The organism is Streptomyces sp. NPDC060049, assembly GCF_042736715.1.
GTDB lineage: Bacteria > Actinomycetota > Actinomycetes > Streptomycetales > Streptomycetaceae > Streptomyces.
Genome location: NZ_JBHWVV010000013.1, coordinates 193,904 through 213,710, shown reverse-complemented (window position 1 = coordinate 213,710; position 19,807 = coordinate 193,904). Strand labels below are relative to the sequence as shown.

The 19,807-nt window shown below is 74.7% G+C and carries 17 protein-coding genes and 1 riboswitch; of the genes, 11 read left to right on the top strand and 6 right to left on the bottom strand.

Annotated features, from left to right (window positions below; all coding sequences use genetic code 11):
- Complete coding sequence (locus ACFWBY_RS24730) at nt 1–396, top strand: VOC family protein (protein ID WP_385341906.1); 396 nt, start codon at nt 1–3, stop codon at nt 394–396.
- A gap of 37 nt (nt 397–433) precedes the next feature.
- Here the strand turns inward: ACFWBY_RS24730 and ACFWBY_RS24725 are convergent, their stop codons facing one another.
- Together ACFWBY_RS24725 and ACFWBY_RS24720 are read right to left on the bottom strand one after the other, a co-directional pair.
- Nucleotides 434–1,861: a hypothetical protein gene (locus ACFWBY_RS24725; protein WP_385341904.1), complete on the bottom strand. Its 1,428-nt coding sequence runs from the start codon at nt 1,859–1,861 to the stop codon at nt 434–436.
- Between the two features lie 252 nt (nt 1,862–2,113).
- Nucleotides 2,114–3,256, bottom strand: coding sequence for an alpha/beta hydrolase family protein (locus ACFWBY_RS24720; RefSeq protein ID WP_385341902.1), 1,143 nt, complete (start codon nt 3,254–3,256; stop codon nt 2,114–2,116).
- 388 nt (nt 3,257–3,644) lie between these two features.
- On the opposite strand from ACFWBY_RS24720, the gene ACFWBY_RS24715 reads away from it, so the two are divergent.
- The 7 genes from ACFWBY_RS24715 (at nt 3,645) to ACFWBY_RS24685 (ending at nt 12,247) form a co-directional block, all read left to right on the top strand.
- On the top strand, nt 3,645–4,913 hold the full coding sequence (locus tag ACFWBY_RS24715; RefSeq protein ID WP_385341900.1) for an anion permease: 1,269 nt from the start codon (nt 3,645–3,647) through the stop codon (nt 4,911–4,913).
- 28 nt (nt 4,914–4,941) lie between these two features.
- Nucleotides 4,942–5,163: a hypothetical protein gene (locus tag ACFWBY_RS24710; RefSeq protein ID WP_214955936.1), complete on the top strand. Its 222-nt coding sequence runs from the start codon at nt 4,942–4,944 to the stop codon at nt 5,161–5,163.
- Nucleotides 5,164–5,319: 156 nt separating this feature from the next.
- Nucleotides 5,320–5,462, top strand: a riboswitch (cobalamin riboswitch).
- Between the two features lie 37 nt (nt 5,463–5,499).
- Entirely contained in the window at nt 5,500–6,465 is a 966-nt protein-coding gene (locus ACFWBY_RS24705; RefSeq protein ID WP_385341898.1) for a cobalamin biosynthesis protein, read from the top strand.
- Nucleotides 6,462–7,982 (top strand): cobyric acid synthase, encoded by a 1,521-nt coding sequence (locus ACFWBY_RS24700; RefSeq protein WP_385341897.1) that lies wholly within the window; start codon nt 6,462–6,464, stop codon nt 7,980–7,982. The genes ACFWBY_RS24705 and ACFWBY_RS24700 overlap by 4 nt, the downstream gene beginning before the upstream one ends.
- A gap of 91 nt (nt 7,983–8,073) precedes the next feature.
- A complete protein-coding gene (locus ACFWBY_RS24695) occupies nt 8,074–10,179 on the top strand; it encodes a putative cobaltochelatase (protein ID WP_385341896.1) in 2,106 nt (701 codons plus the stop codon).
- Nucleotides 10,179–10,778, top strand: coding sequence for a cob(I)yrinic acid a,c-diamide adenosyltransferase (cobO, locus tag ACFWBY_RS24690; protein ID WP_385341894.1), 600 nt, complete (start codon nt 10,179–10,181; stop codon nt 10,776–10,778). The genes ACFWBY_RS24695 and cobO overlap by 1 nt, the downstream gene beginning before the upstream one ends.
- Nucleotides 10,772–12,247 carry a cobyrinate a,c-diamide synthase gene (locus tag ACFWBY_RS24685; RefSeq protein WP_385341892.1) on the top strand — a complete coding sequence of 492 codons (1,476 nt, stop codon included), beginning with the start codon at nt 10,772–10,774 and terminating at the stop codon, nt 12,245–12,247. Before cobO ends, ACFWBY_RS24685 begins: the two co-directional genes overlap by 7 nt.
- A 74-nt stretch (nt 12,248–12,321) precedes the next feature.
- Here ACFWBY_RS24685 and ACFWBY_RS24680 read toward each other — a convergent pair whose 3' ends face one another.
- Nucleotides 12,322–13,107 (bottom strand): ZIP family metal transporter, encoded by a 786-nt coding sequence (locus ACFWBY_RS24680; protein WP_385341890.1) that lies wholly within the window; start codon nt 13,105–13,107, stop codon nt 12,322–12,324.
- Nucleotides 13,098–13,250, bottom strand: coding sequence for a hypothetical protein (locus ACFWBY_RS24675; RefSeq protein WP_385341888.1), 153 nt, complete (start codon nt 13,248–13,250; stop codon nt 13,098–13,100). Before ACFWBY_RS24675 ends, ACFWBY_RS24680 begins: the two co-directional genes overlap by 10 nt.
- A gap of 32 nt (nt 13,251–13,282) precedes the next feature.
- Here ACFWBY_RS24675 and cobC point away from each other — a divergent pair, with 32 nt between their 5' ends.
- Together cobC and ACFWBY_RS24665 are read left to right on the top strand one after the other, a co-directional pair.
- Nucleotides 13,283–14,707 (top strand): Rv2231c family pyridoxal phosphate-dependent protein CobC, encoded by a 1,425-nt coding sequence (cobC, locus tag ACFWBY_RS24670; RefSeq protein WP_385341887.1) that lies wholly within the window; start codon nt 13,283–13,285, stop codon nt 14,705–14,707.
- Nucleotides 14,708–15,019: 312 nt separating this feature from the next.
- Nucleotides 15,020–16,264, top strand: coding sequence for a CapA family protein (locus ACFWBY_RS24665; RefSeq protein WP_385341886.1), 1,245 nt, complete (start codon nt 15,020–15,022; stop codon nt 16,262–16,264).
- On the opposite strand, the gene ACFWBY_RS24660 is transcribed toward ACFWBY_RS24665, so the two are convergent.
- Entirely contained in the window at nt 16,265–17,191 is a 927-nt protein-coding gene (locus ACFWBY_RS24660) for an SCO1860 family LAETG-anchored protein (RefSeq protein WP_385409700.1), read from the bottom strand.
- Nucleotides 17,192–17,474: 283 nt separating this feature from the next.
- Nucleotides 17,475–18,569, bottom strand: coding sequence for an amidohydrolase family protein (locus ACFWBY_RS24655; protein ID WP_385344725.1), 1,095 nt, complete (start codon nt 18,567–18,569; stop codon nt 17,475–17,477).
- An 83-nt stretch (nt 18,570–18,652) separates the two neighbouring features.
- Here ACFWBY_RS24655 and ACFWBY_RS24650 point away from each other — a divergent pair, with 83 nt between their 5' ends.
- Nucleotides 18,653–19,738 (top strand): pyridoxal-phosphate-dependent aminotransferase family protein, encoded by a 1,086-nt coding sequence (locus ACFWBY_RS24650; RefSeq protein WP_385344727.1) that lies wholly within the window; start codon nt 18,653–18,655, stop codon nt 19,736–19,738.
- Nucleotides 19,739–19,807: the final 69 nt, after the last annotated feature.

Below are 19,807 nucleotides of genomic sequence, written 5' to 3'. Positions count from 1 at the left end.
ATGGCAGGCGTTCCGTCCATCTATCCGACGCTGCTCTACACCGACGCCAAGGCCGCCATCCAGCAGCTGACGGAGGCGTTCGGCTTCACCCAGGTCGCGGCGTACGAAGGGGAGGACGGGGCCGTGATGCACGCGGAACTGTCCTACGGGAACGGCATGGTGATGCTCGGCAGCAAGGGCCGCGGCGGCGCCTTCGACAAGGCCATGGAGGCGGCGGGCCCGGCCGGGGTCTACGTCGTCGTCGACGACGTGGACGCCCACCACCGCCGGGCCGTCGAGCACGGCGTGGAGATCCTGATGGAACCGGCCGACCAGGAGTACGGCTCGCGGGACTACATGGCCCGCGACGCCGAGGGCAACGTCTGGAGCTTCGGGACGTACGCGCCGCAGGCCTGAGCCGCGGCGCGTAGGCCCCTACGTCGCCCGCGGGGCGCTACGAGCCGCCGGTGTGCACCTGGAAGGCCGCCCGGCGGACCGCCTTGGCCAGGGCCGGGTCGGGGTGCGCGGCCGCCAGCGCGACCAGCACCTGCACGGTCCGGGGATGGCCGACCGCGCGGACCTCGTCCAGCAGCCGCGGGACGGTGGTCCGCACGGCCGAGTCCAGGTGACGGGCGAGCAGGTCGGCCTCGCCGTGGTCGGCGATGGCCGCGGCGGTGTCCACCCAGAGCCAGGTCCGCTCCTCGGCGGTGAGCACGTCCTGTGCCTCGTCGGGGTCCACCCCGTCGTACACGGCCAGCCAGAGCAGGGCGTAGGGGCGCAGCGTCGCCTCGCGGGTGGCCGCGCGGACCTCGGGCTCGGCGGGGGCTCCCACCACGCGCAGCGCCTCGAAGGCGAGCCCGCGCAGCAGGGCGTCCTCGCCGCGGGCCGCGTTCAGCAGCTCGGAGACGGCGTGGCCGACGGGCCGGGCGGCGAGCCAGGCCTGGTATTCGGCGCGGGCCGGGCCCGGGGTGAGCCGGGCGCAGCCGTGGAGCATCGCGGCAGCCGACTGCTCGATGTTCCCGGCCGGGCTCTGCGCGGCGACGCAGATCTGTTCCAGCTTGACCCAGACGGCCCAGCTCCCCAGCGGCGTGAGGGCGGCCCGGGCGGGGCCGAGGGTGACGGCGTCGACGGCGGCGAGTCCGCCGAGCGCCCAGCGCAGCAGCCGGGCGAGCGGCACCGGGGGCGCGGCGGGCGCGGGGCCGGCCGGCACGGGGCCGGCCGCTTGCGCGGTGGCCTCGTAGGGGACCTCGCACCGCTCGTCGCGCAGTTCGTCGACGCGCTGCCCGAGCAGGTCCAGCAGGTCGGGGACGGTCACGGGACCGGCGGAGAGCTGGAGCAGGGAGAGCAGCTGGGGCATGGCCTCGACGACCTCGGCGACGGCCGCGGGGGCGATGTCGGCGGGGGCGGGGTGGACCAGTGACCAGGCGTCGAAGAGGGCGACCCAGCCGCGCAGTACGGCCGCGTCGTCCCGGTCCCAGGCGCGCAGGCGCCAGCCGGGGCGGGCGTGGTCGCCGTGCACCTCGACCAGGCCGGAGAGCCGGGCGCGGTCCCAGCCGACGCGGATCTGGCCCGGTGTCAGGCGCAGTTCCGCGGCGGCGCGTTCGACGTCGTCGGCGGGCAGCGCGCCCGTCGGGGCGGGCCTGCCGCCGTCTCCGGCACCGAGGTTGAGCTCGGCCCAGCGGGCGAGTCTCACGGCGTCGGCGAGCGAGGCGCGGGCCCTGTTCGCGAGGTCGGCCGTGGCGGGGGTGCCCGCCGGAGGCCTGGGGGTGGACCGGGTTCGCCGGTCGGCCACCGCCTTGCGGGCCGTACCCGCGGACAGCGGGTGGACGAGTCGGAGTCTGGAGTCGCGAGCCAACTGCTCATCAGGCTTTCGGGACGTCACGTGAGCAGTCTCGCCCGTCACCGGCCGAAAGCCCAAACGGAACCAGCCATTGCCACCGGACACCGGGGGGACAGACCGGGATGATCCACCCAGCCCGCCCTCCTTGACCCACGCGCTTCGGACTTCGGACCCGACGGATCGTCACACGGTGCGCCGAGCGGTGGCCCGCGGACGCGCCGCGGACGCGCCGCCGACGCTCCGGCGAAGCCCTGCCGAAACCTCGGCGAAACCCCGACGAAGCCCCCGGCGCGGCTACATGAGGGGGGTCAGGAAGCGGCGCAGCGCTTCCTCGTACCCGGCCGGGTCGGCGTTCCACATCGCCCCGTGCGCGGCCCCGGGCACGGTGCGCAGGGTGACCAGGTCGGGGCGGGCGGCGGCGAGCCGGCGGGAGGGCTCCCAGGGGGCGAGCGCGTCGTCGGGGCCGTGGAAGATCAGGACGGGGATCCTCACGGCGGCCGGATCCGACCCCGGGGCCCGGCGGTCGGCGCGCAGGCCCGCCCGGCCCTCGGCGGCCCTGACGACGAGCGGGAGGAGCGGGGCCGGGGTGCGGCGCGCGGCGGCGAGGGCGCGCAGGGTGGCGTGCCAGTCCAGGACGGGCGAGTCGAGCACCAGCCCGCAGATCCGGTCGGCCAGCGCGGAGCGTTCGGCCGCGTGCAGGGCCATGGTGGCGCCGGTGGACCATCCGTGCAGGACGATGCGGCGGGCGCCGTAGCGCAGGGCGTAGCGGATGGCGGCGTCGAGGTCCCGCCACTCGGACTCGCCGAGGTGGCCGAGGCCGTCCGGGGAGGCGGGGGCGCCGAGGTCTCCCCGGTAGCCGAGGTCCAGGACGGGCAGCCGCCTGCGGTTGAGGAAGGGCATGACGACCATCGGGTGCTCACGGGTGGCGCCGAGTCCGTGGACGGTGATCACCCAGGTGTCCCGGACCGCGGGCACGAACCAGGCGGGCAGCGCGCCGAGCTCGCCCGGGATGTCCACGTCGGCGTGGTCCAGTCCGAGGGCGGAGCCCGGGTTCCCCAGGTGGATCTGGGGGGTGAGCGTGACGCGGGCGCCCGGTTCCAGCCTGCCGTGGGTGACGGCGACGAGCCGGCGGACCACGGTGTCGGGTCCGTGCGGGGCGTCGGCGAGGACGGGCCCGACCACGGCGTGCACTCCGGGCGCGGTGAGCCCGTACGTGCCGGGTCGCAGGGAGGCCAGCGAGCGGGTCAGCTCGACCCGGCCGGCGGCCGTGGAGTGGACGCTGAGCCGTGCGCCGCCGGGGAGCGGGCTGCCGGGCTCGCTCCGCAGGGCGGCGTCGGCGGCGTACCGCGCCGCCAGGGCGGCGGCGGCGACGGCGGCCGCGCCGGCGCCGAGCAAGGTCGTGGTGACGGCCGCTGCCGTCGCTGTAGCGGTGCGCACCGCTCCAGTGTCGAGGCGGATGCGGCGGCGGGCCACCGGAGGAGGCCGTGGCGCCCTGAGGTTCCCCCCGGCAGCCCACCCCTGCGCCGGGTCCCCGCACCGGCAAGCGGAGTCGGTCCGGCCGGGGGCCCGGAGGGCCGTCCGGGAGGGTGATCTGGGTCTCTTCGGGGTTCCGGTCCGCGCGGGGCGGCGTCCCGGAAGTCCGCCCGCGGAGGCACGGACACGCCGCCGTGACGTGCACTAATCGACATATCTTCACCCAGACCTGGACGGAGGTCCCGATCCCGTGTCGGGCAGGGACACCACCTCGCCCCTGTCAGTTCACCTTCCGTTCATTCAGATTGCCTACGGTCCACGAACCACTGACGCCAAACAGAAGCCTGGGTAAATGGAGCACATAACGCTTCTCCTCGGGATCGTGATCATCACCGCTCTCGTGTTCGACTTCACGAACGGTTTTCACGACACGGCCAACGCGATGGCCACCACCATCTCGACCGGCGCCCTCAAGCCCAAGACCGCGGTGGCCATGTCCGCCGTGCTCAACCTCGTCGGCGCTTTCATGTCCGTGGAGGTCGCCAAGACGATCTCCAAGGGCCTGGTCAACGAGGAAGGCATCCAGCCGGAGGTCATCTTCGCCGCCTTGGTCGGCGCGATCCTCTGGAACCTGGTCACCTGGCTGGTCGGCCTGCCCTCCAGTTCGTCCCACGCCCTGATGGGCGGCCTGATCGGCGCCGCGGTCGCCTCGGCCGGCATGGGCGCCGTCAACGGCAGCGTCGTCGTCACCAAGGTGCTGATCCCCGCGATCGCCGCGCCGCTGGTCGCCGGTGTCGCCGCCTACCTGGCCACGAAGGTCACGTACAAGGTCGGCGGCGCCATGGGCGAGAAGACCTCGGCCAAGGGCTACCGCGCCGGCCAGATCGCTTCCGCCGGTCTCGTCTCGCTCGCCCACGGCACCAACGACGCGCAGAAGACGATGGGCATCATCACCCTGGCGCTGGTCGCCGGCGGTGCGCTCGCCCCGGGCTCCAACCCGCCGGTCTGGGTCATCGTCTCCGCGGGCATGGCCATCGCGATGGGCACCTACCTGGGCGGCTGGCGCATCATCCGCACCATGGGCTCGGGCCTGACGGACCTGCGGCCGCAGCAGGGCTTCGCCGCGCAGACCTCGGCCGCCAGCGTCATCCTGGCGTCCTCCTCCCTCGGCTTCTCCCTCTCCACGACCCACGCGTGCTCCGGCGCCGTCATGGGTTCGGGCCTGGGACGCAAGGGCGGCGTGGTCCGCTGGTCCACCGCCTCCCGCATGTTCATCGCGTGGGGCCTGACCCTGCCGGCCGCCGCCCTGGTCGCCGCCGGCGCCGAGCTGGTCATGCGCACCGGTGACATCGGCGTCGCCGCGGTCGCGGTCTTCCTGGCCGCGTCCTGCGTCGCCATCTGGCTCATCTCCCGCCGCCAGGTCGTCGACCACAACAACGTCAACGACGACCCGTCGGCCGACACCGAGGAGCCGGGTGTCGTCACCACGGCGATCGCGGCCGTCACCGTCCCCCCGACCGTCGCCGCCGCCGGCAGCACCGCCGCGGTGACGGACGAGGAACTCAAGGCCACCATCCCGGCCGCGGCGACGACCCCGGTGGCTCCGGCCGCCGCGGTCTGACCCCGAGAACGACAGAGGAATCAGCGGTATGAAGATCGACTGGGAAGCACTCGGCTCCGTCTTCGGGGTCAGCCTCTCCGCCACCGTCGCCCTCGTGGCCCTGTTCACCCTCGGCCTGGTGGGCCTGTCCAAGCACGAAGCCGCCACCGAGCAGGGCGGCGCCGCCACCCTGGCCCGCAGCGGTGCCTACGCCTGCTTCGCGCTCTGCGCTGCGGCCGTGGCCTACGGGATCTACCTGATCGTTTCCTAGTGGGGCCCCGGTGGACCTTCGCGGTCACCGCGTCCGACGCCGGGCACCACGTGTGAAGGCTCCCTCCGGGTTCGTCCCGGGGGGAGCTTTCGCGTGCCCGGGGCCGCTCGGCCCGTCACCCCGCCGCAGGTCAACGGCGAGTTGACGGGCATTCGCGGTGCGTGGTGGACTGCGCGAGCCAATACGGCGGCATGGAGAGGAAGTCCGGTGCGAATCCGGCGCGGTCCCGCCACTGTCACCGGAGCACTCGGGCGAGTGCGACCGGGAGCCAGGAACTCTCGCCACCGGACACGTCGAACCAGGGCGCGGACCCTGAGTGAGGACATACCTGCCACCATGCGTGCCGACCGCGTCTTCGCGTACGGCGCCACGGCCGGCCTGATCGGCGACCGGATCCTCGGGGATCCGCGCCGGGGGCATCCCGTGGCCGCCTTCGGACGAGCCTGCGCCGCCGTCGAACGCGCCCTGTGGCGCGACGACCGCGCCCGGGGCGTCCTACACACCCTGATCTGCGCCGGGGGCGCGACCGCCGTCGGCGCGCTGGGCGCCCGCGCCGTGCGCTCCCGCCGCCCGGTCGCGCGCATCGCGCTGACCGCCGCCGCCACCTGGGCCGTCGTGGGCGGCACCTCGCTGGGCCGGGAGGCCCGCGCCATCGGCGGAGCACTGGCAGCCGGGGACGCCGAAGTGGCCCGTGAGCGGCTGCCGCACCTGTGCGGGCGCGACCCGCAGGCCCTCGACGAGCAGCAGATGGCCCGCGCGGTGGTGGAGTCGGTCGCCGAGAACACCTCCGACGCGGTGGTCGGAGCCCTGGTGTGGGGCGCCCTCGCCGGTGTCCCCGGGCTGCTGGCCTTCCGTGCCGTCAACACCCTGGACGCGATGGTCGGCCACAAGTCCCCCCGTCACCTGCGCTACGGCTGGGCCTCGGCCCGGCTCGACGACGTCGCGGGCTGGCCGGGCGCGCGGCTGACCGCACTGGCCGCCGTGCTGGCCGGCCCCGACCGGCGCGGAGCCGTACGGGCCTGGCGCGCGGACGCCGCCAAGCACCCCAGCCCGAACGCCGGGCCGGTGGAGTCCTCGTTCGCCGGGGCGCTCGGCGTACGGCTGGGCGGGACCCTGGCGTACGGGGGGCGGGTCGAGCACCGGGCCGTGCTGAACGGGGAGTCGGGGCGGCCCGTGGAGGTCGCGGACATCGAGCGGGCGGTACGGCTGTCGCGGCAGGTGACGTGGGTGGCGCTGGGGGCCTGTGTGGCTGCCCGGACGCTGGTATCCCGGACATCCCGTACACGGAAGGGACGCGCATGAGCGGCGCGAGGCGCGGCGGGGGACTCCTCGTCGCCGGTACGACATCGGACGCGGGCAAGAGCGTGGTCACGGCGGGCATCTGCCGCTGGCTGGCCCGCAGCGGCGTGAAGGTGGCCCCGTTCAAGGCGCAGAACATGTCGCTGAACTCCTTCGTGACCCGCGGGGGAGCCGAGATCGGGCGCGCGCAGGCCATGCAGGCCCAGGCGGCCCGCGTGGAGCCGACCGCGCTCATGAACCCGGTGCTGCTCAAGCCCGGCAGCGACCGGAGCAGCCAGGTGGTGCTGCTGGGCAAGCCGGTGGGCGAGATGAGCGCGCGCGGCTACCACGGCGGACGCCAGGAGCAGTTGCTCGGCATCGTCACGGACTGCCTGGAGCAGTTGCGGGGCACGTATGACGCCGTGATCTGCGAGGGGGCGGGCAGCCCGGCCGAGATCAACCTGCGCCGGACCGACATCGTGAACATGGGCATCGCGCGGGCCGCGCGGTTCCCCGTGGTCGTGGTCGGCGACATCGACCGCGGCGGTGTCTTCGCGTCGTTCTTCGGTACGACGGCGCTGCTGTCGCCCGAGGACCAGTCGCTGATCGCCGGATACCTGGTCAACAAGTTCCGCGGCGACGTCACCCTGCTGGAACCGGGCATGGAGATGCTGCGCGGCCTGACCGGGCGCGCGACGTACGGCGTGCTCCCCTTCCAGCACGGGCTGGGCATCGACGAGGAGGACGGCCTGCGGGTCTCCCTGCGGGGCGCGGTGCGGGAATCCGTGGTCGCCCCGCCCGTCGGCGAGGACGTGCTGCGGATCGCGGTGTGCGCGGTGCCGCTCATGTCGAACTTCACGGACGTCGACGCGCTCGCGGCGGAGCCGGGCGTGGTCGTGCGGTTCGTGGACCGGGCCGAGGAGCTCGCCGACGCGGACCTGGTCGTCGTCCCCGGCACCCGCGGCACGGTGAAGGCCCTCGCCTGGCTGCGCGAGCGCGGGCTCGCGGACGCGCTGGCGCGGCGGGCCGCCGAGGGGCGGCCGGTCCTGGGGATCTGCGGCGGGTTCCAGGTGCTGGGCGAACACATCGAGGACGAGGTCGAGTCGAAGGCCGGCTCCGTGCCGGGGCTCGGCCTGCTGCCGGTACGGGTGCGCTTCGAGCGGGAGAAGACCCTCGCGCGGCCCGTGGGCTCGGCGCTCGGCGAGCCCGTCGAGGGCTACGAGATCCACCACGGCGTGGCCGAAGTCCTGGGCGGGACCCCCTTCCTGGACGGGTGCCGCGTCGGCTCGGTGTGGGGCACGCACTGGCACGGATCGCTTGAGTCCGACGGCTTCCGCCGGGCGTTCCTGCGCGAGGTCGCCGCGGCCGCCGGACGGCGCTTCGTCCCGGCCCCGGACACCTCCTTCGCCACCCTGCGGGAGGAACAGCTGGACCTGCTCGGCGACCTGATCGAGGAACACGCGGATACCGACGCGCTGCTGCGGCTGATCGAGACCGGAGCCCCGTCGGGCCTCCCCTTCCTGCCGCCGGGCGCGCCGTGAGGGCCGCGGCCCTGCGGGAACCGTCGCCCGGCCGCACGAGCCCGCGCATCCGTACCCGTACCCGTACCCGTATCGAAGGAGGGGCCACCGCATGAGTACGCCCTACCCGTTCACCGCGCTGGTCGGCCAGAACGACCTGCGCCTCGCGCTGCTGCTCAACGCGGTCAGCCCCGCGGTCGGCGGCGTACTCGTGCGCGGGGAGAAGGGGACGGCCAAGTCCACCGCCGTCCGTGCCCTGTCCGCCCTGCTGCCGCAGGTCGACGTCGTGCCCGGCTGCCGGTTCAGCTGCGCGCCCGCCGCCCCCGACCCGCGCTGCCCCGACGGCCCGCACGAGCCCGGAGCGGGCTCCGCGCGGCCCGCCCGCATGGTGGAGCTGCCCGTCGGCGCCTCCGAGGACCGCCTCGTCGGCGCCCTCGACATCGAACGCGCCCTCGCCGACGGCGTGAAGGCCTTCGAGCCGGGCCTGCTGGCCGACGCGCACCGGGGCATCCTCTACGTCGACGAGGTCAACCTCCTCCACGACCACCTCATCGACCTCCTCCTCGACGCCGCCGCGATGGGCGCCTCGTACGTGGAGCGCGAGGGCGTCTCCGTGCGGCACGCCGCGCGCTTCCTCCTCGTCGGCACGATGAACCCCGAGGAGGGCGAGCTCCGCCCGCAGCTCCTGGACCGGTTCGGGCTGACCGTCGAGGTCGCCGCGTCCCGCGAGCCCGTCCAGCGGGTCGAGGTCGTCCGCCGCCGGCTCGCCTACGAGGACGACCCCGCCGCCTTCGCCGGCCGCTGGGCCGGCGACGAACAGGACGTGCGCGCCCGCGTGGTGGCCGCCCGGGAGCTGCTCCCGAAGGTCGCCCTCGGCGACACCGCGCTGCTGCAGATCGCCGCGACCTGCGCCGGTTTCGAGGTCGACGGCATGCGCGCCGACATCGTGATGGCCCGGACGGCGACCGCGCTGGCCGCCTGGGCCGGGCGGACCGAGGTGCGCAAGGAGGACGTGCGGCAGGCCGCCCTGCTCGCGCTCCCCCACCGGCGCCGCCGCAATCCCTTCGACGCCCCGGGCCTCGACGAGGAGAAGCTCGACCGGATCCTGGACGGGTTCCCCGACGACGAGCCGGAGCACGAGCCCGAGCCGGATCCGCGGGGTCCGGACGGGAGCCCGGAGGACGGCGGCCCGGACGACGGCGGTCCCGACGGCGGAGGCGACGGTGGCGTACCCCCGCAGGGGTCGGGACCCGACGCCCCGGAGGGGCAGGCAGACCGGCAGCCGGAGTCCGAGCTCCCGGAGGCACCCGAGCCGCAGCCCTCCGCCCAGGGCTCCGACGCGGCCGAGCAGGCCGCCGTACGGGCCGCCGAACCGTTCCGCACCAAGATGCTCAGCGTTCCGGGACTCGGCGAGGGAGCCTCCGGACGGCGTTCGCGCGCCCGCACCGCCCACGGCCGCACCACGGGCGCGCAGCGCCCCCGGGGCCAGCTGACGAAGCTGCACCTGGCCGCGACCGTCCACGCCGCCGCCCCGCACCAGAAGGCGCGCGGCCGCACCGGGCGCGGCCTGGTGATCCGCAAGGACGACCTGCGCCAGGCGACGCGCGAGGGCCGCGAGGGCAACCTCGTCCTGTTCGTCGTCGACGCCTCGGGCTCCATGGCCGCCCGGCAGCGCATGAGCGCGGTCAAGGGCGCGGTGCTGTCCCTCCTGCTCGACGCCTACCAGCGTCGGGACAAGGTCGGCCTGATCACCTTCCGCGGCGCCACGGCCGAGCTGGCCCTGCCCCCCACCTCCTCCGTCGACGCCGCGGCGGCCAGGCTGGAGAAGCTGCCGACGGGCGGGCGGACCCCGCTCGCCGCCGGGCTGCTCAAGGCCCACGAGGTACTGCGGATCGAAAGGCTGCGGGACCCGAGCCGGCGGCCGCTCCTCGTGGTCGTCACCGACGGGCGGGCCACCTCGGCCGGCGCCGGCGGCGGCCTCGCGGACGGCACGCCGCGGGAGCTCGCCGGGCGCAGCGCCCGGCTGCTGGCGGCCGGAGGGGTCGCCTCCGTGGTCGTCGACTGCGAGTCGGGGCCGGTCCGGCTGGGGCTGGCCGGAGTGCTGGCCGCCGATCTGGGCGGTCCCGCCGTCACCCTCGACGGGCTGCGGGCCGACTCGCTGGCCGGGCTCGTGAAGAACGTACGTACCCCATCCCCGACCCTCAGGAGGGCCGCGTAATGCCGCAGGGACAGCCGTCCGTCGTTCCGGACGACGGACTCACGACGCGTCAGCGCCGCAACCGCCCGCTCGTCTTCGTCCACACCGGGCCGGGCAAGGGCAAGTCGACGGCGGCCTTCGGGCTGGCGCTGCGCGCCTGGAACCAGGGCTGGCCGATCGGGGTGTTCCAGTTCGTCAAGTCGGCGAAGTGGAAGGTCGGCGAGGAGAACGCGCTGAAGGTGCTCGGCGCCTCGGGCGAGGGCGGCTCCGTCGTCTGGCACAAGATGGGCGAGGGCTGGTCCTGGGTCCAGCGCGACGCACAGCTCGACAACGAGCAGGCCGCCAAGGAGGGCTGGGAGCAGGTCAAGCGCGACCTGGCCGCCGAGACGCACCGGCTGTACGTGCTGGACGAGTTCGCCTACCCGATGCACTGGGGCTGGATCGACGTCGACGAGGTCGTCGAGGTGCTGCGCAACCGCCCCGGTACCCAGCACGTGGTGATCACCGGGCGCAACGCGCCGGAGAAGCTGGTGGAGTTCGCGGACCTCGTCACCGAGATGACCAAGGTCAAGCACCCGATGGACGCCGGCCAGAAGGGCCAGAAGGGCATCGAGTGGTGACCTCGTTCAACGTTCCGCGGCTGGTCATAGCCGCGCCGTCGTCCGGCAGCGGCAAGACCACCGTGGCGACGGGCCTGATGGCGGCCTTCTCGGAGCGCGGCCTCGCCGTGTCCCCGCACAAGGCCGGGCCCGACTACATCGACCCCGGCTACCACGCGCTGGCCACGGGCCGGCCCGGGCGGAACCTGGACGCCTTCATGTGCGGGCCGGAGCTGGTCGCCCCGCTGTTCGCGCACGGGGCCGCCGGATGCGACCTGGCCGTCGTCGAGGGCGTGATGGGGCTCTACGACGGAGCCGCGGGGCGGGGCGAGCTGGCGTCGACGGCCCAGGTCGCGAAGCTGCTGCGGGCGCCGGTGGTGCTCGTCGTCGACGCGTCCTCGCAGTCCCGGTCGGTGGCGGCACTGGTGCACGGCTTCGCCTCGTTCGACCCGCAGGTGCGCCTCGGCGGCGTGATCCTGAACAAGGTCGGCTCCGACCGGCACGAGGTGATGCTGCGCGAGGCGCTGGAAGAGGCCGGAACGCCGGTGCTCGGCGTACTGCGACGGGCGCCCCAGGTGGCCGCGCCGTCACGGCACTTGGGGCTGGTCCCCGTGGCCGAGCGGCGCGCGGACGCGGTGTCCTCCGTCGCGGCGCTGGCCGACCAGGTGCGGGCCGGCTGCGACCTGGAGGCCCTGATGGCCCTGGCGCGGACGGCCCCGGCGCTGGACTGCGCCGCGTGGTCGCCGCAGGGTGCCCTGGCGGGTCCTGCGGGCTCCGCCCCGAACTGCGCGCCCCGATCGCCGGCGGGGCCGGTTCTTCCAGCCCGTCCGGCGTTCGAGGACCGGGTCCGGGCAGAGCCCGGTTTCGGGAAGGGGCGGGGTGGGGGACCTGTCATCGCCGTCGCCGGAGGGGCCGCGTTCACGTTCTCGTACGCCGAGCACGCCGAGCTGCTCACGGCCGCCGGGGCGGAGGTCGTCACCTTCGACCCGCTGCGCGACGAGGCGCTACCCGAGGGAACCACCGGCCTGGTGATCGGCGGCGGCTTCCCCGAGGTGTACGCCCCCGAGCTGTCCGCCAACGAGCCGCTCCGCGGGGCCGTGGCCGACTTCGCCGCGGCCGGCGGCCCGGTGGCCGCCGAGTGCGCGGGGCTGCTGTACCTGGCCCGTTCGCTGGACGGGAAGCCCATGTGCGGAGTGCTCGACGCCGACGCGCGGATGTCGGAGCGGCTCACGCTCGGCTACCGCGAGGCCGTCGCGGTGTCCGACAGCGTCCTCGCACCGGCCGGAACCCGGCTGCGCGGACACGAGTTCCACCGGACGGTGATCGAGCCCGGCGCCGGCGCCGCGCCCGCTTGGGGGTTCACCCATCCGGAGCGCCGGATCGAGGGCTTCGTGGAGGGCGGGGTGCACGCCAGCTACCTGCACACGCACTGGGCGGCGGAGCCGTCCGTGGCCGTGCGGTTCGCCGAGGCCGCGGCGGCGCGTCGGTGAAGCTCGGGTACTCGGTCCGGCGGGATCGGCAGGATCGGCAGGTCCGGACGGATCAGCCGCGCCGGCCGGACCGGTCAGTCCGCGAGGCCCACCACCAGCCAGATCCCGGCCACCCCGCCCACCGTGCACATCAGCGTGGACAGCGCGGGGTGCTTGTGGTGCGCCTCGGGCAGGATCTCGGCGGCGGCCAGGTACAGCAGGACACCTCCGAAGAAGCCCAGGTACGCCCCGAGCGATTCCTCCGGAAGGGTGAACAGCAGGGTGGACGCGGCCCCCACCACCGGGGCCAGTGCGTCCGCGAAGAGCATCAGCTGCGCCTTGCGGCGGTCGTTCCCGTACAGCCGGGTGAGGGTGTACGTGTTGAATCCGTCGGCGAAGTCGTGGGTGATCACGGCCAGCGCCACGGCCACACCCATCCCGCCGCCGACCTGGAACGCGGCTCCGAGGGCCACGCCGTCGGCGAGGCTGTGGCCGACCATGGCGGCGGCCGCCGTGAGGCCGACCTGGGGGACCCTGCCCGCATGGTCGTCCGGCGCGTCCCCGAGCGGGCGCCCGTCGGCGTCCGCGTCCTCGTTCCGGCCGCCGTGGGAGGCCTGGCGGACCGCCAGCAGGCGTTCCCCGCAGTGCGCGAGGAGGAACCCGCCGACGAAGAGCAACAGGGCGAGCGGGACGCCGAACACCTCCTGGTCGGGACCACCGGCCGCGTGCATGGCCTCCGGGAGCAGGTCGAGGCCCACGACGCCGAGCATCAGTCCGCCGGCCAGGCCCAGCACGAGGTGGCGGCGGTCGGTGACGCGCTGCGCCGTCCATCCGCCCGCCAGGGTCATCAGGAACGCGCCCAACGCCACGATCACAGCCATGCGCCCTTGCATACCGACTGGCGGCCCCGCGCGCACGTCCGGACGCTGGTGGCGGACCACGGACGGTTGACGAGCACCACGAGCACGGCGACGAGCACGGCGAGCACGGCGACGAGCACGGCGACGAGCACGGCGACGACCACGACCGAGAACGACTGACAACGACTGAGAACGGGTGAACCTGGTGGGCGAGTACGCGACGCAGCTGGTGGTCGGGGTCGGCGGCCGCGCGGGGGTCTCCGTGGCGGAGGTCTGCGCCCTGGTGGAGGAGACCCTGCACGGCGCCGGACTGTCGGCTGGGGCGGTGACGGCCCTGGCCACGGTGGAGGCGAAGGCGGTGGAGGCGGGGATCGCGGGTGCGGCGGAACGTTTCGGCGTGCCGCTGCTGAGCTACTCCGCCGCCCGGCTGGCCTCGGTCCCGGTCCCCCACCCCTCGGACGCGGCGCGCGACGCCGCCGGCACCCCGTCGGTGGCGGAGGCCGCCGCGCTCGCCGGGGGCGGGGAACTCCTCGTACCCAAGCGGCGCTCGGTGGCGGCGACTTGCGCGGTCGCGACCGCCCACACGCACGACCTGCGCCACCACGGGGACGCGGAGGTGGCGGACACGGGCGGGGCGCTCGTCGATCTCGCGGTGAACGTACGGGCAAACACGCCGCCGCAGTGGCTCAAGGACCGGATCGCGGCTTCGCTCGACGTCCTGTCCGCGTATCCCGACGGTCGGGCGGCCCGCGCGGCGGTGGCCCTGCGCCACGGGCTGCCGGTCGAGCGGGTGCTGCTGACGGCGGGGGCCGCGGAGGCGTTCGTACTGATCGCGCGGGCGCTGGGTGCCACGAGACCCGTCGTGGTGCATCCGCAGTTCACCGAGCCCGAGGCGGCCCTGCGCGACGCGGGCCACCAGGTGGAACGGGTGGTGCTGCGCGCGGCGGACGGCTTCCGCCTTGACCCGGCGGCCGTGCCGCAGGACGCCGACCTCGTGGTGGTCGGGAACCCGACCAACCCGACCTCGGTCCTGCACCCGGCGGCCACGCTGGCCGCGCTGGCCCGGCCCGGGCGGACCCTCGTGGTCGACGAGGCGTTCATGGACGCCGTCCCGGGCGAACGGGAGGCACTGGCCGGGCGGACGGACATACCGGGCCTGGTGGTGCTGCGGAGCCTGACCAAGACGTGGGGGCTGGCCGGACTGCGCATCGGCTACGTGCTGGCAGAGCCTCACGTGATCGCGAAGCTGTCGGCCGCGCAACCGCTGTGGCCGGTGTCCACGCCTGCGCTGGTGGCGGCCGAGGCGTGCGTGGCCCCGGCGGCCCTGGCAGAGGCGGAGGCCGCGGCCCGGCAGATCGCGGTGGACCGGGAGCACCTCCTCGCGGGGCTCGCGGAGTTCGAGGAGATCTCGGTGGCGGGCACGGCGGCGGGGCCGTTCGTACTGGTCCGGATCGAGGGCGCGGAGGAGATCCGCACCCGCCTGCGCGCGCTGGGCTTCGCCGTCCGCCGCGGCGACACCTTCCCGGGCCTGGACCGCTCCTGGCTGCGCCTGGCGGTCCGAGACCGCGCGACCACGGGCCGCCTGCTCCAGGCCCTCGACCTGGCCCTCGCCGCCCGTTGACCCGCGGCCCGGGCGCGGGCCCCGGCGGGCCGCCGCCCTGCGCCCCGCCGGGGACCGGCCAGAGCCGGGGCCCGGTACCCGGCCCGGAGGCCCGCCCGGCGCCCCGTCCGGCGACCGCCGCCTCACGACCCACGGCTCATTGCCTACGGCTCACCGCTCACCGCTCACCGCTCACCGCTCACCGCTCACCGCTCACCGCTCACCGCTCACCGCTCACCGCTCACCGCTCACCGGTGAGTCTGGCGGTGGCCGCGGTGCTGCGCGAGGATCACGACAGCAGTGGTCACCACGCGAGACCGGGGGGTACGGGGGATGAGGAAGCTCGGCAGGACGGGGAGGATCACCGCGGCCGCGGCCGGCCTGGCCGTCGTCGGGGCGGCGGCCTACGGCATACCGCACCTGACCGGCGGCGGGGGCGGCCCGGCCACCGGGCAGCGCCTCGGGGCGAAACCGGGACCGCCGGCGCGCCCGGGCGAGGACTCCACGGCCACGGCCACGCCCACCAACCCCGTCGCCGTCGCCGTCGGGAAGCCGTTCACGCTCGTCGGGACGGGCGACATCATCCCGTACCCGTCCATCGTGCAGCGGGCCGCCGACGACTCCGCGGAGGAGGGCGGCCACGACTTCCGGAAGATCCTCGCCGGGGTCCGGCCCGTCGTCTCCGCCGCCGACCTCGCCGTGTGCCACCACGAGATACCGTACGGCCGGCCCGGCGGCCCCTACACCGGGTACCCCCTCTTCAAGGCACCGCACCAACTGGCCGACGCCCTCAGGGACACCGGGTACGACAGCTGCTCCACCGCCTCGAACCACACCTTGGACGACGGCTACGACGGGCTCGTCCGCGTCCTCGACAACCTCGACCGCGTCGGGATCGCGCACGTGGGGTCGGCCCGCAACGCCGAGGAGGCGAAGGCCCCGGCACTGCTCGAAGCCGGCGGCGCCAAGGTCGCGCAGCTGGACTACACCTACGGGACGAACGGCATCCCGCTCCCCTCCGACAAGCCCTGGGCCGTGAACCTGATCGACCAGGACCGGATCGTCGCCGACGCCCGCGCCGCTCGCGCCGCCGGCGCGAACGTCGTCGTCCTCAGCGTCCACTGGGGATCCGAGTGGCAGACGGCGCCCGACCGGCAGCAGTTGGACCTGGCCGGGGCGCTGACCGCGTCGCGCGGGGCGGACGGCCTCCCCGACATCGACGTGATCCTCGGGACGCACAACCACGTGCCGCAGCCCTACGAGAAGGTCAACGGCACGTGGGTGGTGTACGGCATGGGCGATCAGATGGCGAGCTTCTACGAGGCCGGGAAGGCCCGGGGCAACATGTCCTCGATCCCCCGTTTCACCTTCGCCCCGGCGGCCGCCCATCCCGGCCGCTGGGAGGTGGTGAAGGCCGAGTACCTCACGCAGTACTCGGACATGCGGCCGCCGTTCCGCGTCGTCTGCGCCTCGTGCGACCCCTCCGACAGCGCGTACGCGGCCGCTGACCGCGAGGTCACGAAGGCCGTGATGTCGCGCGGCGCCGGGGAGCAGGGGCTGACGCGCGCCACGCGGTAGCTACGAGGACCTGCCGCGCCGGGTCACGACCAGCGCCGTCGCGCCGAAGCCGAGGAGGATCAGCGCGCCGCCCGTCACGTAGGGAGTGAGCGAACCGCCGCCGGTCTCCGCGAGACCGGCGGCGGTCCCCGTGGTGCCCGAGGTACCTGTGGTGCCCGAGGTGCCCGTACCGACGGTCTGGGCCTTGATGTCGGGCTGCGCCGGGGGACGGACGGCGGGGGCGGCCGGGGATTCGCAGCGGGCCTCGGCGAGCACGACCTCGCCCTCCACCTGCGCGACGTTCAGTTCGAGCGGGTTCAGCGACACCTTGAGCCGCAGCGCGGCCGCCGCGGCCGTGGTGGAGGTGGTCTCGGTGGCGGAGAGTTCCAGGCTGACCAGCCCGACCTCCGGCACCTCGACCTTGGTGGGCTCGCCCGCCGACAGGGTGACCTTCTTGCCGAGCACGGTCACCGTGCCGAGGACGTTCGACGTGGCGACCGGCTTCTCGCCCGCCGCGCAGACGGCCTTGGAGGTGACCTTCTCCACCTCGATCAGGGAGAGCCGGGGCAGGCCCGGTACGTACACGCGGGCCTTGGCGAGGTTCGCCTCCGCCTCGGCCCGTTTCTCGTCGGCGGTGGCCCTGGCGGTGGCGACGTCGGCACGCAGGACGCTCACCGGCTGCCCCCCGTCGACCCCGTCGAGCGTGACGGTCAGCACCGTCTTCGCCGCGTCCGCCGGGGCGCTGACCTCGTTGAGGGTCGCCTTCAGCGGAACGTGCACGGTCTTGTTGAGCAGGCCCACGTCCAAGCCGGTGCGCAGGACGACGGCGCCGGCCTTCCCTTCGCCCGGGTGGGAACCGGTGGCGGAGGCGGGCGGAGCCGCGAGCAGGGCAACCGCTCCCGTGGCGACGAGCGCGGCCACGGGCATGCGGAAGGTGTTGCTGTTCAAGTTGGTGGAACCCCCGGGGAGATGGGAGCCGTCGCGCCGCCAATGGGGGACATTGCGCGCGCCGACGGCCTCGACCCCGGAATCTTTACGCACTGAGAGTGAACGGGTGCCAACCTGACGTGAGTTCACCCCAAAGGGTGGTTTCCACGCATAGGTTCGAATTAATACACCCCTTACGGAACGGCAGTTCCCTCCTGCATCGGATATTGCGGACACCGCCGCCCCGCGAAGACGTACACAACGACCGCCGGGCCGTCGGCGTCACGCCCCGTCAACCCGCCGCTCAGGCCACCACCTTGCCGTTGACCACCACCCGTGAGGGCCGCGCCAGCGCCCGTACGTCAGCTCGCGGATCGGACGCGTAGACCACGAGGTCGGCCGGGGCCCCCTCGGTCAGGCCCGGCCTGCCGAGCCACGCGCGCGCCGCCCACGCCGTCGCCGACAGGGCCTCCAGCGGCGGGATGCCTGCCTTGACGAGCTCGCCGACCTCGGCGGCGACCAGGCCGTGCGGCAGGGAACCACCCGCGTCGGTGCCCACGTAGACCCCGATACCGGCGTCGTAGGCGGCTCGGACGGTGTCGTAGCGGCGCTCGTGCAGTCGGCGCATGTGCGCCGCCCAGCCGGGGAACTTCGCCTCCCCGCCGGCCGCCATCTTCGGGAAGGTCGCGATGTTCACGAGGGTGGGGACGATCGCGACCCCGCGCTCCGCGAACAGCGGGATGGTGTCCTCGGTGAGTCCGGTGGCGTGCTCGACGCAGTCGATGCCCGCCTCGACCAGGTCGCGCAGGGAGTCCTCGGCGAAGCAGTGCGCGGTGACGCGGGCGCCCAGGCGGTGGGCTTCGGCGATGGCGGCCTCGACCTCGGCGCGCGGCCAGCAGGCGGTCAGGTCTCCGACCTCGCGGTCGATCCAGTCGCCGACCAGCTTGACCCAGCCGTCCCCGCGCCGCGCCTCCCGCGCCACGTAGGCGACGAGCTCGGCCGGCTCGATCTCGTGGGCGTAGTTGCGGATGTAGCGGCGGGTGCGGGCGATGTGCCGACCGGCCCGGATGATCTTCGGCAGGTCCTCGCGGTCGTCGATCCAGCGGGTGTCGGAGGGGGATCCGGCGTCCCGGATGAGGAGGGTGCCCGCGTCGCGGTCGGTCAGGGCCTGGCGTTCGGCGGTGTCGGCGTCGACGGGGCCGTGGGCGTCGAGTCCCACGTGGCAGTGCGCGTCGACCAGCCCGGGCAGGACCCAGCCCGTGATCGCGGTGACCTCGCGGGCACCGCGGGGCCGCTCGTAGGAGACCCTCCCGCCGATCACCCAGAGTTCGTCGCGCACCTCCTCGGGCCCGACGAGCACCCGTCCCCTCACATGCAGCACACCGCCGTCGTCGCTCATATCGGCACTGTACGGCGGCGCTCGGTAGGCTCTCCAGGTCGCTCGGGACGATCCCGGACGACCCCGGACGAAGAGAGCACCCCGTGAACCACCCCCTCCTGGACCTCCCGCCCCTCACCGCCGCGCGGTTCGCGTCGATCGAGCGGGGGGTCGCGGAGCTGCTCGGGACCCGGGCGGACGTGGTGATCACGCAGGGCGAGGCGCTGCTGCCGCTGGAGGGCTGCATCCGCTCGGGGGCCCGTCCCGGCTCCACGGCACTGAACGTCGTCACCGGCCCCTACGGGACCACCTTCGGCAACTGGCTGCGCGACTGCGGGGCGACCGTGGTGGACCTGGAGGTCCCCTTCGACACGGCCGTCACCGGCGATCAGGTCGCCGCCGCCCTGGACGCGCACCCGGAGATCGACTTCGTCTCGCTGGTCCACGCGGAAGCGGCCACCGGGAACACCAACCCGGTCGCGGAGATCGGCGAGGCGGTACGGGCCCACGGGGCGCTGTTCATGCTGGACGCGGTGGCCTCGGTCGGCGCGGAGGCGCTGCTGCCGGACGAGTGGGGCGTGGACCTGTGCGTGATCGGCGCGCAGAAGGCGATGGGCGGCCCGGCCGGCGTCTCGGCCGTGTCGGTGTCCGACCGGGCGTGGGCCCGCTTCGCCGCGAACCCCTCGGCGCCCCGGCGCTCCTACCTCTCGCTCCTCGACTGGAAGGAGCGCTGGATCGACGGCGGCCGCAAGGCGCTGCCGCACGCGCCGGCGCAGCTGGAGATGCTGGCGCTGGAGGCGTGCCTGGACCGGATCGCGGCCGAGGGCCTGTCCGCGGTGACGGCCCGCCACGCGGCCGCGGCCGCAGCGACCCGCGCGGGCGCGCTGGCGCTGGGCATCGCCCCGTACGTCGGACAGGACGCGGCGGCCGCGCCGGTGGCCACCACGCTGCGGGTGCCGGATGCCTCGCTGGTGGTGGCGAAGGCCCTGACGGCCGATCCGGCGGTGCCCCTCGCGGCGGGCGGCGGCGTCCTGGCCCAGGAGATGGTCCGGGTCAACCACTACGGGACGGCGGCTTCCCCGGAGTCGGTCGGCTCCTGCCTGACGGCCCTCGCGGCGGCCCTCTCCCTGCCGGCGGCCGGCGCCCTCGAGGCGGCGGCCTCGGTCTGGTCGGCGGCCCCGAGGGCCTGACGGGGCGGCGGGGCCGCCTCCCGGACGCGGTTCAGGCGGTCGAAGCCTCCGCAGCCGGCCGGGATCGCG

Excerpts from the sequence above, each read along its gene's own strand:
- ACFWBY_RS24730 (WP_385341906.1), top strand. The coding sequence starts at position 1 with ATGGCAGGCGTTCCGTCCATCTATCCGACGCTGCTCTACACCGACGCC.
- ACFWBY_RS24715 (WP_385341900.1), top strand. The coding sequence starts at position 3,645 with ATGGAGCACATAACGCTTCTCCTCGGGATCGTGATCATCACCGCTCTC.
- ACFWBY_RS24710 (WP_214955936.1), top strand. The coding sequence starts at position 4,942 with ATGAAGATCGACTGGGAAGCACTCGGCTCCGTCTTCGGGGTCAGCCTC.
- ACFWBY_RS24705 (WP_385341898.1), top strand. The coding sequence starts at position 5,500 with ATGCGTGCCGACCGCGTCTTCGCGTACGGCGCCACGGCCGGCCTGATC.
- ACFWBY_RS24700 (WP_385341897.1), top strand. The coding sequence starts at position 6,462 with ATGAGCGGCGCGAGGCGCGGCGGGGGACTCCTCGTCGCCGGTACGACA.
- ACFWBY_RS24695 (WP_385341896.1), top strand. The coding sequence starts at position 8,074 with ATGAGTACGCCCTACCCGTTCACCGCGCTGGTCGGCCAGAACGACCTG.
- cobO (WP_385341894.1), top strand. The coding sequence starts at position 10,179 with ATGCCGCAGGGACAGCCGTCCGTCGTTCCGGACGACGGACTCACGACG.
- ACFWBY_RS24680 (WP_385341890.1), bottom strand. The coding sequence starts at position 13,107 with ATGGCTGTGATCGTGGCGTTGGGCGCGTTCCTGATGACCCTGGCGGGC.
- ACFWBY_RS24665 (WP_385341886.1), top strand. The coding sequence starts at position 15,020 with ATGAGGAAGCTCGGCAGGACGGGGAGGATCACCGCGGCCGCGGCCGGC.
- ACFWBY_RS24655 (WP_385344725.1), bottom strand. The coding sequence starts at position 18,569 with ATGAGCGACGACGGCGGTGTGCTGCATGTGAGGGGACGGGTGCTCGTC.